The organism is Streptomyces sp. NPDC044064, from assembly GCF_056434245.1.
In genome coordinates this window covers 44,358-57,421 of sequence record NZ_JBWKFN010000049.1, presented here as the reverse complement: position 1 = coordinate 57,421, position 13,064 = coordinate 44,358, and the positions used below count along the sequence as shown (strand labels likewise).

12 protein-coding genes are annotated in these 13,064 nt (G+C 72.8%); 2 read left to right on the top strand and 10 right to left on the bottom strand.

The annotated features are described in order from the left end of the window. Positions 1-153: 153 nt before the first annotated feature. The 3 genes from AC07DS_RS44110 to bldG form a co-directional block, all read right to left on the bottom strand. On the bottom strand, positions 154-2,559 hold the full coding sequence (locus AC07DS_RS44110) for a sodium-translocating pyrophosphatase (RefSeq protein WP_479154362.1): 2,406 nt from the start codon (positions 2,557-2,559) through the stop codon (positions 154-156). 311 nt (positions 2,560-2,870) lie between these two features. Beyond that, a complete protein-coding gene (locus AC07DS_RS44105; protein ID WP_145885864.1) occupies positions 2,871-3,308 on the bottom strand; it encodes an ATP-binding protein in 438 nt (145 codons plus the stop codon). Positions 3,309-3,464: 156 nt separating this feature from the next. Then, entirely contained in the window at positions 3,465-3,806 is a 342-nt protein-coding gene (gene bldG / locus AC07DS_RS44100; RefSeq protein ID WP_010986038.1) for an anti-sigma factor antagonist BldG, read from the bottom strand. Positions 3,807-3,887: 81 nt separating this feature from the next. Between bldG and AC07DS_RS44095 the strand changes: the two genes are divergently transcribed. Next, positions 3,888-6,356: a DEAD/DEAH box helicase gene (locus AC07DS_RS44095; RefSeq protein ID WP_479154361.1), complete on the top strand. Its 2,469-nt coding sequence runs from the start codon at positions 3,888-3,890 to the stop codon at positions 6,354-6,356. On the opposite strand, the gene AC07DS_RS44090 is transcribed toward AC07DS_RS44095, so the two are convergent. The 7 genes from AC07DS_RS44090 to ssd all read right to left on the bottom strand — a co-directional run bounded on the left by AC07DS_RS44090 (position 6,307) and on the right by ssd (position 11,590). Continuing rightward, the gene (locus AC07DS_RS44090; protein WP_479154367.1) at positions 6,307-6,723 is read right to left on the bottom strand and encodes an Rv3654c family TadE-like protein; all 417 of its coding nucleotides are present in this window, start codon (positions 6,721-6,723) and stop codon (positions 6,307-6,309) included. The genes AC07DS_RS44095 and AC07DS_RS44090 overlap by 50 nt on opposite strands. A 257-nt stretch (positions 6,724-6,980) precedes the next feature. Further along, a complete protein-coding gene (locus AC07DS_RS44085; protein WP_479154360.1) occupies positions 6,981-7,343 on the bottom strand; it encodes a TadE family type IV pilus minor pilin in 363 nt (120 codons plus the stop codon). Between the two features lie 22 nt (positions 7,344-7,365). Next, positions 7,366-7,581 carry a DUF4244 domain-containing protein gene (locus AC07DS_RS44080; protein ID WP_391338732.1) on the bottom strand — a complete coding sequence of 72 codons (216 nt, stop codon included), beginning with the start codon at positions 7,579-7,581 and terminating at the stop codon, positions 7,366-7,368. A gap of 65 nt (positions 7,582-7,646) precedes the next feature. Then, complete coding sequence (locus AC07DS_RS44075) at positions 7,647-8,432, bottom strand: type II secretion system F family protein (protein ID WP_479154359.1); 786 nt, start codon at positions 8,430-8,432, stop codon at positions 7,647-7,649. Further along, positions 8,429-9,274, bottom strand: a complete 846-nt coding sequence (locus AC07DS_RS44070) for a type II secretion system F family protein (protein WP_479154366.1) — start codon at positions 9,272-9,274, stop codon at positions 8,429-8,431. Before AC07DS_RS44070 ends, AC07DS_RS44075 begins: the two co-directional genes overlap by 4 nt. A gap of 7 nt (positions 9,275-9,281) precedes the next feature. Then, positions 9,282-10,487: a TadA family conjugal transfer-associated ATPase gene (locus AC07DS_RS44065; protein ID WP_479154358.1), complete on the bottom strand. Its 1,206-nt coding sequence runs from the start codon at positions 10,485-10,487 to the stop codon at positions 9,282-9,284. Then, positions 10,484-11,590: a septum site-determining protein Ssd gene (gene ssd / locus AC07DS_RS44060; protein WP_479154357.1), complete on the bottom strand. Its 1,107-nt coding sequence runs from the start codon at positions 11,588-11,590 to the stop codon at positions 10,484-10,486. The genes AC07DS_RS44065 and ssd overlap by 4 nt, the downstream gene beginning before the upstream one ends. Positions 11,591-12,171: 581 nt before the next feature. Between ssd and AC07DS_RS44055 the strand changes: the two genes are divergently transcribed. Next, a complete protein-coding gene (locus AC07DS_RS44055; protein ID WP_479154356.1) occupies positions 12,172-13,005 on the top strand; it encodes an HAD family hydrolase in 834 nt (277 codons plus the stop codon). Positions 13,006-13,064: the final 59 nt, after the last annotated feature.

Here is a 13,064-nt window from a genome sequence, read left to right as displayed (position 1 = left end):
CCCCGCCCCCTCTCTCGTTCTTCTCGTCGCGAGTCATATATCCCACCCCCGCCCCCCCCCCCCCCCCCCCCCCCCCCCCCCCCCCCCCCCCCCCCCCCCCCCCCCCCCCCCCCCCCCCCCCCCCGCCCGTTGTGCAGGCCCGTTCCGGACGGCCTACGAAACCACCGCCGGATCAGCCGAGTTGGAGACCCGTTCGGCACCGTCGTCGTCGCCGACCGCGATGCCGCGCCGCTTGGAGACGTACACCGACACGACGATCACCACGAGCGCCAGGATCGCGATCGCGATGCGTACACCGATGTTCTTGTCGCTGCCGTAGGAGAACTTGATCACCGCGGGCGCGATGAGCAGGGACACCAGGTTCATGACCTTCAGCAGCGGGTTGATCGCCGGCCCCGCGGTGTCCTTGAAGGGGTCACCGACCGTGTCGCCGATCACCGTGGCCGCGTGGGCTTCGCTGCCCTTGCCGCCGTGATGACCGTCCTCCACCAGCTTCTTGGCGTTGTCCCAGGCGCCACCGGAGTTGGCGAGGAACACCGCCATCAGCGTGCCCGCGCCGATCGCGCCCGCGAGGTACGAACCGAGCGCGCCGACACCCAGGGTGAACCCGATGAAGATCGGCGCCATGACGGCGAGCAGACCGGGCGTGGCCAGCTCGCGCAGGGCGTCCTTGGTGCAGATGTCGACGACCTTGCCGTACTCGGGCTTCTCCGTGAAGTCCATGATCCCGGGCTTCTCACGGAACTGGCGCCGCACCTCGAAGACCACCGAACCGGCCGAGCGCGACACGGCGTTGATGGCCAGTCCGGAGAAGAGGAAGACGACCGCGGCACCCGCGATGAGGCCGACCAGGTTGTTGGGCTGCGAGATGTCCAGCGACAGGCTCATCGGCGCACCCGGCCCGGTGAGCTTCGCCCCGACGTCCTGCACGTTGGTCGTGATCGCGTCCCGGTACGACCCGAAGAGCGCCGCGGCGGCGAGGACGGCGGTGGCGATGGCGATGCCCTTGGTGATGGCCTTGGTCGTGTTGCCGACCGCGTCCAGGTTGGTGAGCACCTGCGCGCCCGCGCCCTCGACGTCGCCGGACATCTCGGCGATGCCCTGCGCGTTGTCGGAGACCGGCCCGAAGGTGTCCATGGCGACGATCACGCCCACCGTGGTGAGCAGACCGGTGCCCGCCAGGGCGACCGCGAACAGCGCCAGCATGATCGACGTACCGCCGAGCAGGAACGCGCCGTACACACCGAGCCCGATGAGCAGGGCGGTGTAGACGGCCGATTCCAGACCCAACGAGATGCCGGAGAGGACAACGGTGGCCGGTCCCGTGAGGGAGGTCTTGCCGATGTCCCGGACCGGGCGCCGGTTGGTCTCGGTGAAGTAGCCGGTCAGCTGCTGGATCACCGCGGCGAGCAGGATGCCGATGGCGACCGCGACCAGCGCGAGGATCCGCGGGTCGCCGTCCTTGCCCCGGATCGCCGCGTCGGTGACGCCGGCGAGGTCGGAGTACTTCGCGGGCAGGTAGACGAAGACCGCGACCGCGACCAGGACGAGGGAGATCACCGCGGAGATGAAGAAGCCGCGGTTGATCGCCGTCATGCCGCTGCGGTCGGATCGCCGCGGGGCTACCGCGAAGATGCCGATCATGGCCGTGACCACGCCGATGGCGGGCACGAGCAGCGGGAAGGCGAGACCGGAGTCGCCGAAGGCGACCTTGCCGAGGATCAGTGCGGCCACCAGGGTGACGGCGTACGACTCGAACAGGTCGGCCGCCATGCCGGCGCAGTCGCCGACGTTGTCGCCCACGTTGTCGGCGATGGTCGCGGCATTGCGCGGATCGTCCTCCGGAATGCCCTGCTCGACCTTGCCGACCAGGTCGGCGCCGACGTCGGCGGCCTTGGTGAAGATGCCGCCGCCCACACGCATGAACATGGCGATCAGGGCGGCACCGAGGCCGAAGCCCTCGAGCACCTTCGGCGCGTCGGCCGCGTACACCAGCACCACACAGGAGGCGCCCAGCAGGCCGAGGCCCACCGTGAACATGCCGACGACGCCGCCCGTGCGAAATGCGATCTTCATCGCGGTGTGTGAAACGGTGGTGAGATCCTTTTGCGGTTCACCGGGGCCAGGGGTCGCTTGCCGCGCCGCCGCGGCGACCCGGACATTGCTGCGCACGGCCAGCCACATGCCGATATAGCCGGTGGCCGCCGAGAACAACGCGCCGATCAGGAAGAACACCGACCGGCCGGCGCGCTGATTCCAGTCGTCCGCCGGCAGCAGCATGAGCAGGAAGAAGACGACGACGGCGAATACGCCGAGCGTGCGCAGCTGCCGGGCGAGATACGCCTTGGCGCCCTCCTGGACCGCCGAGGCGATCTCTTTCATGCTGTCGGTGCCCTCGCCCGCTGCCAGCACCTGGCGCACCAGGACACCCGCGACCACGAGCGCGGCCAGGGCAACGGCCGCGATCACCGCCACGATGATCCGGTTGTCGTCGGTCAGGACCGCTGCTGCGAAGGTTGTGGGTTGGCCCAACTGATGAGGGGTAGAAAGCCCCGCCATTCGTCCTCCTTGACGCTTGGGCTGAGCTCAAGATGTGGACGGATTGTAGGTACCCGAACGTGATCTAAACAGGGCGCGGTAAACGGAATTGGCCTTCTCGTGCTCTTCAGCAAATGATCGAGGTCGCGCCAGGGAACCCGAAAGTGGTAATGCCTCAAAGGCATTGACGGACACATTGATGCTTGATCGAATTATCAGGCTATCGATCGTGAATTCATTCACGAATTCCAGGGTCGCCGGAAACGGTGCTGGAAGCAACACGAAGGGCCCTGCTCAGCAGGGCCCTTCGATGCGCTGTGCGCGGGGGTCGTTCAGGCGAGTGCCGCGGCCGGCGGGGCAGTGGGCCAGCTCATACGGATCAGCCCACCGTTCTCGCCCGTGGTGACCTCCACGTCGTCCACGAGGCCGCTGATGACGGCGAGGCCCATCTCGTCCTCCTCCGCCTCCACGTCCGCGTCGGCGGCGGCACCGCCGGCCACCCTCTCGGCGGGGGCGGCGTGCGGGGCCTCGTCGCCGACCTCGATGGAGAACTGTTTCTCCTCCTCGATCAGCGCGACCTTCACGGGTGCCGTGATGGCGTTGATCTGGTGCAGTCCGACAGCACGCGAGCAGGCCTCACCGACGGCGAGCCGGACCTCGTCCAGGACGGCCTCGTCCACTCCGGCCCTGCGCGCCACCGCAGCCGCCACCAGCCGGGCGGTACGGACGTGCTCGGGCAGCGCGCTGAAGCGGAGTTCGACGGTGGCCATGCATCCCCCTCACGACTACGGGCGTGCGATCCGGGGGCGGGGCGCCGAGAGCCCACACCCCCTGATGAACTTCTGGGCCCCGGACACACCGGCCCGGGGCGGGACCGACCGGCGCCCGGACCGATGCACGGTCCGGACCCGGCGATCGGCCCGCTGTCAGTCGGTGGCCGCCACCGCTTCCTCGACCGAGGTGTGGATCGGGAACACCTTGGTGAGGCCGGTGATGCGGAAGATCTTCAGAATGCGCTCCTGGTTGCAGACCAGGCGCAGCGAGCCCTCATGGGCACGCACCCGCTTCAGGCCGCCAACCAGTACGCCGAGCCCGGTGGAGTCGAGGAAGTCCACGCCCTCCATGTCGACGACGAGGTGGAAATTCCCGTCGTTCACCAGCTCGACCAGCTGCTCGCGCAGCTTGGGCGCGGTGTATACATCGATTTCGCCACCGACCTCGACGACCGTACGATCGCCGACGGTACGGGTCGACAGGGACAGGTCCACGGATCCTCCAGCACCTTGCTATCGAGCGGTCGTCCCTAGGGCACCTCGGCTTGCGGCCCCCGGGACGCATCGCCAGCCGCGATGGCATTCAATCACTTACTGGCAGGCGTGCACGACGCCTTGGCTCCATTGTCCGCTACGCCAGTGACACACTCGGTGCCGATGGCCAAGAATCACCGACCCGATCGACCCCTGGCGGACCCGGCGTCCCGCCCGTCTCCGGGCACCGTTCTGGACCGGCTCGCCTCCGGGCCGAGCCGCTCCGCGCGCATCACTCATACGGAGCACTTGCCCCCGCGCGCGGGTCGGCATGCCGTCTGGCCTGATCGAATTCGCTCGGAAGTGATCGCGGCCGTGCAGGCGGGCGGCATCGAGCACCCCTGGGCCCACCAGGCGCTGGCCGCCGAGCACGCCCTGGACGGCGATTCGGTGGTCGTCGCCACCGGTACCGCCTCCGGCAAGTCCCTCGCCTACCTCGTGCCCGTCCTGACCGCCCTCCTGGACGGCTCGGAGGCCCCCAACGGCCGTGGCGCCACCGCCCTCTACCTCGCGCCCACCAAGGCGCTCGCGGCGGACCAGTGCCGGTCGGTGAAGGAACTTTCACAACCGCTGGGCACCGCGGTACGCCCGGCCGTGTACGACGGCGACACGCCGTTCGAGGAACGCGAGTGGGTCCGTCAGTACGCCAACTACGTCCTGACCAACCCCGACATGCTGCACCGGGGCATATTGCCGTCCCACCCCCGCTGGTCCTCCTTCCTGAAGTCGCTCAAGTACGTCGTCGTCGACGAGTGCCACACCTACCGGGGCGTGTTCGGCTCGCACGTCGCCCAGGTGCTGCGCCGGCTGCGCCGCCTGTGCGCCCGCTACGGCGCCTCGCCGGTCTTCCTGCTGGCCTCCGCGACCGCCGCCGAACCCGCCGTCGCCGCCCGCCGGCTGACCGGCCTGCCGGTGGTCGAGGTCGCCGACGACGCCTCCCCGCGCGGGGAGCTCGTCTTCGCCCTGTGGGAGCCCCCGCTCACCGAGCTGCACGGCGAGAAGGGTGCGCCCGTCCGGCGTACCGCCACCGCCGAGACCGCCGACCTGCTGACCGACCTCACCGTGCAGGGCGTGCGCTCGGTCGCCTTCGTGCGCTCCCGGCGCGGCGCCGAGCTGATCTCGGTGATCGCCCAGGAGCGGCTCGCCGAGGTGGACCGATCCCTGGTCCGGCGTGTCGCGGCCTACCGCGGCGGCTACCTCCCCGAGGAGCGCCGTGCCCTGGAACGCGCCCTGCACTCCGGGGAACTCCTCGGCCTGGCCGCCACGACGGCCCTGGAGCTGGGCGTGGACGTCTCGGGCCTGGACGCGGTGGTGATCGCCGGGTACCCGGGCACGCGCGCCTCCCTGTGGCAGCAGGCGGGCCGCGCCGGCCGCTCCGGGCAGGGCGCCCTGGCGGTGCTGGTGGCCCGCGACGACCCGCTGGACACCTTCCTCGTCCACCACCCCGAGGCCCTGTTCGACCAACCGGTCGAATCCACGGTCCTCGACCCCGACAACCCGTACGTCCTCGCCCCGCACCTCTGCGCCGCCGCCGCGGAGATCCCGCTGACCGAGGAGGACCTGGACCTCTTCGGCCCCGCGTGCGAAGAGCTGCTGCCGCAGCTGGAGGCCGCGAAGCTGCTGCGCCGGCGGACGAAGGCCTGGCACTGGACGCGCCGGGAGCGGGCCGCCGACCTGACCGACATCCGGGGCGCGGGCGGGCGGCCGGTGCAGGTCGTGGAGGAGGGCACGGGACGCCTGCTCGGCACAGTGGACGCGGGCGCCGCCCACTCCTCGGTCCACGAGGGTGCCGTGCATCTGCACCAGGGGCGCACCTACCTCGTCCGCTCCCTCGACCTGGAGGCCTCGGTAGCCCTGGTCGAGCAGGCCGACCCGCCGTACTCGACGGTCGCCCGCGACACCACGTCCGTCTCCGTCCTGGAGACGGACATCGAGGTGCCCTGGGGCTCCGGCCGCCTCTGCTACGGCTCCGTCGAAGTCACCAACCAGGTGGTCTCCTTCCTCCGCAGACGACTCATCACGGGCGAAGTGCTGGGCGAGACGAAACTCGACCTCCCTCCTCGTACGCTGCGCACACGCGCGGTGTGGTGGACGGTCACGGAGGACCAGCTGGACGAGGCCCGGATCGGCCCGGAGATCCTCGGCGGCTCCCTGCACGCCGCCGAGCACGCCTCGATCGGCCTCCTGCCCCTCTTCGCGACCTGCGACCGCTGGGACATCGGCGGCGTGTCGGTGCCGCTCCACCCCGACACCCTCCTGCCCACGGTCTTCGTCTACGACGGCCACCCCGGCGGAGCGGGCTTCGCCGAGCGTGCCTTCCACACCGCCCGCGACTGGCTCGCCGCCACCCGGGAGGCCATCGCCTCCTGCGAGTGCGACTCCGGCTGCCCGTCCTGCATCCAGTCCCCCAAGTGCGGCAACGGCAACGATCCGCTGCACAAGAGGGGGGCCGTACGGCTCCTCACGGTGCTGTTGCGGGGGGCGCCGCAGGAGAAGCCGGACGAGGGCTGAGGGATGCGGCGTCCGGGGCGTCCGCCGCGCCCGGCACGGCGGACGGCAGGGGTCCCGGCGGCACCGGCCCCGCCGGCCCTGCTCTGGCCCTGACCTCCGCCGCGAACGGCCCCCGTCCCGACGCCGCCGTCACGTCCGAGGTCTCGCCCACGATCGCGCACCGCACCAGCCGGGCTCCCTGCGCGGCCGCCACCCGCTCCGCCCGGGCACAGGCCTCCGCACCGCCGTCGGCCCAGTGGTCGGCCGCCGCGAGCGCCGCCAGATCAGCACCGCCGGCCGCCCGGTGCCGCACGACGACGGCCTGCCCGAGGGCCAGCACGGCTCCGAAGACCGCACAGAGCACGGCGATCGCCCCGAGACTCCAGATGGTGGCCGACCCCCGATCCGAGCCCCGGAGGCCCCGCCTGCGGCGCTTGAGGCCCCTGCCTCCGAGGTCCTCAGGGCCGGGACGGCGATCCTCGGCCCCACCACCAGGGTCCACACGGCCGCCACGGGGCCGGCGCGTCACGGCTCCACCCCTTGGATCCCCGCGGCCAGGGTGGCGTTTCACGCTCCCGCCTCCCCGGTCCCCGAGACCGGGGAGGGCCGCGAATCCGGGCCGGGCCACGAGCCCGGGCCCGCCCTTCACGGCCCCGCCTCCGCGGCCCCCGCAGCCGCGTCCGGCCCCGCTCCGACCGCGTCCTCCGCCGCCGCCACGGCCTCCTCCCGTACCTCGAACGGCAGGCCGGTCAGCAGTGGCGGCTCGGCCACCACCGTCACGTGGATCTGGTCGCCCTCCCGGCCGACCGTCACCCGTGCCCCACGCGGGGCCGCCTCCTGGGTAACCTCCACGACCGCGCCGGGCGGGTCCTGCCGGGCAGCGGCCCGAGCGCCCGTGCGGGCGGCGTCCACGCACTGGATCTGCGCCGCCACCACGAGCAACGCCCAGACCAGCGCCATGGTGAACGCCACCAGCACGGACAGCACGATGGCCGACTCCGCGGTCACGAACCCCTGGTCCGCCCCTCGCTCACATCCGCGCACTGAGGGCTCGCTTCACGATGGCCTGCAACTCCGCCTTGACCTGGCCGCTGGTGACGACCTCGTAGAGCAGCAAGGCGAACCCCACTGCCGCGACGATCCCCATCGCGTACTCGGAGGTCACCATTCCCGCGTCCCCGCGGCACCGCTCCCGCAGACGTAGCCACAGCCGCACGGCCCTGTCCCGCACCTTGAGGTTCCGCACCTCGAACTCCCTTCGTTCCGACTCTGTTGTCCGATGTCCGACTCACCCGCAACCTGCGCCGCCCGTCAGCCCCCACCTCCTCCCACCACTGCGCCGGCCAGCCCGATCACCACGGGCAGCACGCCGATGGCGATGAACGCGGGCAGGAAGCACAGCCCCACCGGCGCGGAGACCATGACGGCCGCCCGGCGCGCCCGGGCCGTGGCATCCCGGGCCCACTCCCCGCGCGCGTCCGCGGCGAGTCGGGCGACAGGCGCCGCCGCCGGCAGCCCCGACTCGTCGGCCCGCCCCAGCAGCCGCGCCAGGGAGCCGGCGCCGGGCAGCGCGGCCAACCGCCGCCAGGCGTCGGCAGGTTCGCCGCCCAGCCGCACCTCCGCAGCCCCCCGTGCCAGTGCGTCCCCGACGGGTCCCCCGAGGGCCTCCCCCACCGCCTGTGCCGCAATCACCGGACCGGCGCCGGCCGCGATGCAGGCCGCCAGCAGATCGGCGGCGAGCGGGAGTTGGCGGGCGGCCAGGCCCGTGTCGGTCTCCTCCGCCGGGCTGTTCTGCGGCTGCCGGCGCCGCCATCGCCACAGTCCGGCGGCGACGCCGAGCCCCACGACCCCACCGGTGACCCCGCCGACCAGCACCCACGCACCGCACACCGCTCCGGCCAGAGGCAGCCACCGCCGTACCGCCGTGCCGATCTCGAAGAACGGTCCCGACTCGGCCGTCTCCAGGGCCAGCAGCTCGGCCGCCCGGCGCCTCGCCCGGCGTCTGCGCAGGGTCATGTCCAGCCGCCGGACCGCCCAGCAGAGGGCCAGCAGAGCCGCCGTGGCCGTCCCCAGCCTGTGGACGACATCCCCGCTCATACCGCCTCAGCTCCCCGCACGATCCGCCCCGCCCACCAGATCCCGGCCCCTTCGAACACCGCCCCGGCCACCAGGCAGCCCAGCCCGGCCCCGCTGTGCAGCAGCACCCGCAGCGGGTCGGCACCCATGGCCGAGCCGAGGAGCAGTCCGAGGGCGGGCAGTGCGGCGAGCAGCAGTGCCGTGGCCCGGGCGCCCGCCAACTGGGCACGCAGGTCGGCCCGCCGGTCCCGTTCGGCGCGCAGGGCCGCGTCCAGCCGGTCGAGCCCGGCGGCGAGTCCGGCGCCCTGGTCCACGGCCACCCGCCAGCAGGCGGCGAGCCCCAGCAGCCCTTCGGCGCCCGGCCGGCGGGCCGCGACGGCCAGCGCACCCGGCACGTCCCCGCCGAACCGCGCCGCCGCGACGACGGCCGCCTGCGCGTCCCCCAGCCCGCCGGAGTCCCGCGCGGCCCGCAGCAGTGCCTCGGCGGGTTGCCGTCCTGCGCGTACCTCGCCGGCGAGCGTCCCGCACAGGCCGATCACCGCATCCGCGCACCCTTCCCGGGCCCGCCCGGCCGCTCGGGCCAGCCGCATCCGGCGCAGCACCGGCACCCCCGCCGCCCCCGCGACGGCCGGAATCACCGAGGAACCCAGCACGGCGAGCAGCAGCCCGGCCGCGAGCGACCACCACTCGGCACCCAACCTCCCGTACAGCCGCCGCAGTTCGGCCGCGGCCTGCTCCCAGGTGGGCGGCCCGGTCGCCACCGTTCCACCGCCGGCCAGCAGCAGCCGCGCCCGCCGCACCCCGTAGTGCCGCCCGCCCAACAGCCAGGCCGCAGCCCCGACGCAGGCCGCAGCCGCGCTCATGGCCGTCTCAGTACTCACTTCCGTCGCTCCTCTCGCTCCCGAACTCACCGCGCAGCAGCTCCCGCAACCGCTCCCAGCCGCGCTCCCGGACGAAGGCCCGCTCGCCCCACCGCAGCGCCGGCACCGTCCGCACCAGCCCCGAGGCGTCCCGCTCCAACACGTGCACCTCGGCGATCCGGCGCCGCCCGGACCGATCCCGTACGAGGTGGAGCACCACGGACAGCGCGGCCGCCAACTGGCTGTGCAGTGCGGCCCGGTCGAGCCCGGCAGCCGTCCCGAGCGCTTCCAGGCGGGCCGGTACGTCGGTGGCCGTGTTGGCGTGCACGGTGCCGCAGCCGCCCTCGTGGCCGGTGTTGAGCGCGGCCAGCAGGTGGACCACCTCGGGGCCGCGCACCTCGCCCACGACCAGCCGGTCGGGCCGCATCCGCAGCGCCTGCCGGACGAGGTCCTCCAGAGTGACCAGGCCGGCTCCCTCCTGGTTCGCCGGCCGGGTCTCCAGCCTTACGACGTGCGGGTGTTCCGGTCTCAGCTCGGCCGAGTCCTCGGCGAGCACGATCCGTTCGCCGGGCCCGACGAGGCCGAGCAGGGCGCTCAGCAGGGTCGTCTTGCCGCTGCCGGTGCCGCCGCTGACGAGGAAGGACAGCCGGGCCGCCAGCAGCGCCCGCAGGATCCGGTCCCCGCCGGGCGGGACGGTGCCCGCCTCGATCAGTTCCTCGAGGGTGAACGCCCGGGGGCGCACCACCCGCAGGGACAGACACGTGCAGCCGACGGCCACCGGCGGCAGCACCGCGTGGAGCCGGGTCCCGTCGGGCAGCCGGGCGTCCGCCCAGGGCCGCGCGTCGTCCAGCCGGCGTCCGGCCACGGCGGCCAGCCGCTGCGCGAGGCGTCGTACCGCCGCCGCGTCGGGGAAGGTCACCGGGGCCCGCTCCAGACCGCCGCCGCGGTCCACCCACACCCGGTCCGGGGCGGACACCAGTACGTCGGTGACGCGCGGGTCGGCGAGCAGCGGCTCCAGGGGGCCGGTACCGACGAGCTCGGACCGTAACTGCTCGGCCGCGCCGAGGACTTCGGCATCGCCCAGCACGCGGCCCTGTTCGCGCAGCGCCTGGGCCACGCGCGCGGGGGTGGGGTCGGCGCCGCTCTCCGCCAGCCGGCGGCGGACTCCGTCGAGCAGGGCCGCGCCGTCGGCCCGGTCCAGTCCGGGAAGCGTCATCGTGCGCCTCCCGCCTCGACCAGCGCCTGCTCCCAGAAGGTGGCGCAGAAGCGGGCCAGGGGGCCACGTCCGGTCGCGCCGGGAGGTTTCGCGGCGCCCTGAGGGCGCAGCAGGGCCGGTTCGACGGGTACCTCGCCGGCCAGGGGCAGACCGAGCAGCCGGGCCACCTCGCGGTCGTCCAGGCCGGGTGCGTACGGCCCGCGGACCGCCAACCGCAGGTCCCGGACGACCATGCCGACCGCCGAGGCCACCCGGCCCGCGGCCGCGACCGAGCGCAGTTCGGCCGGGACGACCAGGAGTGCCAGGTCGAGTTGAGCGAGGGCTTCGGCGACGCCGTCGTCCAGCCGGCGCGGGAGGTCGACCACGACCGTACCGCCGCGCCGCCGGGCGGCGGCGAGCACCGCGCGCACGGCCTGGGGCGGGATGGCGACGCAGTCGCCGCGGTCCCAGCTGAGCACCCGCAGGGAGTGCAGCTCGGGCAGCGACTCCTCCAGGGCGCCACCGCCGACCCGGCCGCGCGAGGCGGCGAAGGCCGGCCAGCGCAGTCCCTCGGCGCTCTCACCGCCGAGGAGTACGTCGAGTCCGCCACCCAGCGGGTCGGCGTCCACGAGGAGCGTGCGCAGTCCCTCGCGCGCGGAGGTGACGGCGAGCGCGCAGGCGAGCGTGGAGGCTCCGGCCCCGCCCCGGCCGCCGATGACCCCGACGGTGAGGGCCGGGCGGCCGACGCCCTCGGCGACGTCGGCGATCCGGTCGACGAGCCACTGCTCGCCGTCGGGCAGCATCAGGACGTGGTCGGCGCCGATCTGGACGGCCCTTTTCCATACCCCGGAGTCGTCCTGGTCGCGGCCGACCAGCACCACACCGCGCCGGCGCGCCGTCCCGCGCACCCGGCGGGCGGCGTCGTCGCCGACCAGGACGAGCGGGGCCGCTTCCCAGCCACCGCCGTGGTCCGGCACGCCGGGGTGGACCTCCGGTGTGGCGCCCGCGGCCGCGCACAGGCGCAGCAGGTCGTCGAGCAGTTCGGCGTCCTCGGTGACGATGAGCGGCCGTCCCGGCCGGCCTCCGTTGGCGGGCGCCGGGTCGTGGGTGACGGTTCCGGTCACGTGTGGTCCCCCTTCGCTGTGTCTTCCGCGCAGCCTCTGCGGCCTCGCGATTCCCAAAGGTGTGAAGAACCGGCAACCGGCCTCCATATGAACGGCCGATAGGAACCGGCCATACGCGCCCGGGCAATCAGAACCGGCCATGAACTCGCCCGGTCGGAGCGCGCAGGAATCACGGTGCAACGAACCGGGAAATCGTGTGGATCTTGGTCAAAAACCGTGGACAACTCAGCGGTTGTGAATATCGCTGTCACCCATACCGGTGACCCGCGTACTGGTCTCTGTGCGACTTCCACAGAGCAGTGCTGCGATTACCGTGAGTAACGACGTCTGGGCGTGACGAAGGGGCGGCCCATGCCGCCCGCTACCGGCCTCACGACCGTTGAAGAGAGAAGAAAACCCACCCGGACATGCGACGACCCCCGCCGGGGGGGAGAGCGGGGGTCGTCCCCACGGCCGACTCGGGGGGGGAGGAGTCGGACCGGGTTAGCACGGTCGCGAACGATCCGTGACTTCCATGGTGTACCCGAGAGCCCTCTCAGGCAAACCCACGCGCCCCACCTTACGCCGAATGGTGGGCGCCTATGCTCAGGGGCGTGGAAAACCACTCCTTGCCCCGCGCAGCAGCCTTCTTTGACCTGGACAAGACGGTCATTGCGAAGTCGAGCACGCTCACGTTCAGCAAGTCGTTCTACCAGGGCGGCCTGATCAACCGCAGGGCCGCACTGCGTACCGCATACGCCCAGTTCGTCTTCCTGGTCGGCGGCCTCGACCACGACCAGATGGAGCGCATGCGCGAGTACATGGCCTCCCTGTGCCGAGGCTGGAACGTCCAGCAGGTGCGGGAGATCGTTGCCGAGACCCTGCACGACCTGATCGATCCGATCATCTACGACGAGGCCGCCTCCCTCATCGAGGAGCACCACACGGCCGGCCGCGACGTCGTCATCGTGTCCACCTCGGGCGCCGAGGTGGTCGAGCCGATCGGCGAGCTGCTCGGCGCCGACCGAGTGGTGGCCACACGCATGATCGTCGGCGACGACGGCTGTTTCACCGGCGAGGTGGAGTACTACGCCTACGGCCCGACCAAGGCCGAGGCGATCAGGGAACTGGCCGCGTCCGAGGGGTACGACCTCGACCGCTGCTACGCCTACAGCGACTCGGTGACCGATCTGCCGATGCTCCGGGCCGTCGGGCACGCGCACGCCGTGAACCCGGACCGCGCGCTGCGCCGCGAGGCCGTCGCGCGGGGATGGCCGGTCCTGGAGTTCCGCCGGCCGGTCCGGCTCAAGCAGCGGCTGCCCGCGTTCTCCGTGCCGCCCCGCACGGCCCTGGTCGCGGCGGCGGCCATAGGAGCGGCGGCCGCCACTGCGGGCCTCGTCTGGTACGCCAGCCGACGCCGCGGCGTCACATCCTGACCGATTCACCCCCGTTTGAACCCTAAAGTAAAGAACTGCAGGCAGGGGTTCCGCTTGCT

Coding starts and splice junctions, on each gene's coding strand:
- AC07DS_RS44110 (WP_479154362.1), bottom strand. CDS start 2,559: ATGGCGGGGCTTTCTACCCCTCATCAGTTGGGCCAACCCACAACCTTC.
- AC07DS_RS44105 (WP_145885864.1), bottom strand. CDS start 3,308: ATGGCCACCGTCGAACTCCGCTTCAGCGCGCTGCCCGAGCACGTCCGT.
- AC07DS_RS44095 (WP_479154361.1), top strand. CDS start 3,888: ATGGCATTCAATCACTTACTGGCAGGCGTGCACGACGCCTTGGCTCCA.
- AC07DS_RS44075 (WP_479154359.1), bottom strand. CDS start 8,432: ATGAGCGGGGATGTCGTCCACAGGCTGGGGACGGCCACGGCGGCTCTG.
- AC07DS_RS44070 (WP_479154366.1), bottom strand. CDS start 9,274: ATGAGCGCGGCTGCGGCCTGCGTCGGGGCTGCGGCCTGGCTGTTGGGC.
- AC07DS_RS44065 (WP_479154358.1), bottom strand. CDS start 10,487: ATGACGCTTCCCGGACTGGACCGGGCCGACGGCGCGGCCCTGCTCGAC.
- AC07DS_RS44055 (WP_479154356.1), top strand. CDS start 12,172: ATGCTCAGGGGCGTGGAAAACCACTCCTTGCCCCGCGCAGCAGCCTTC.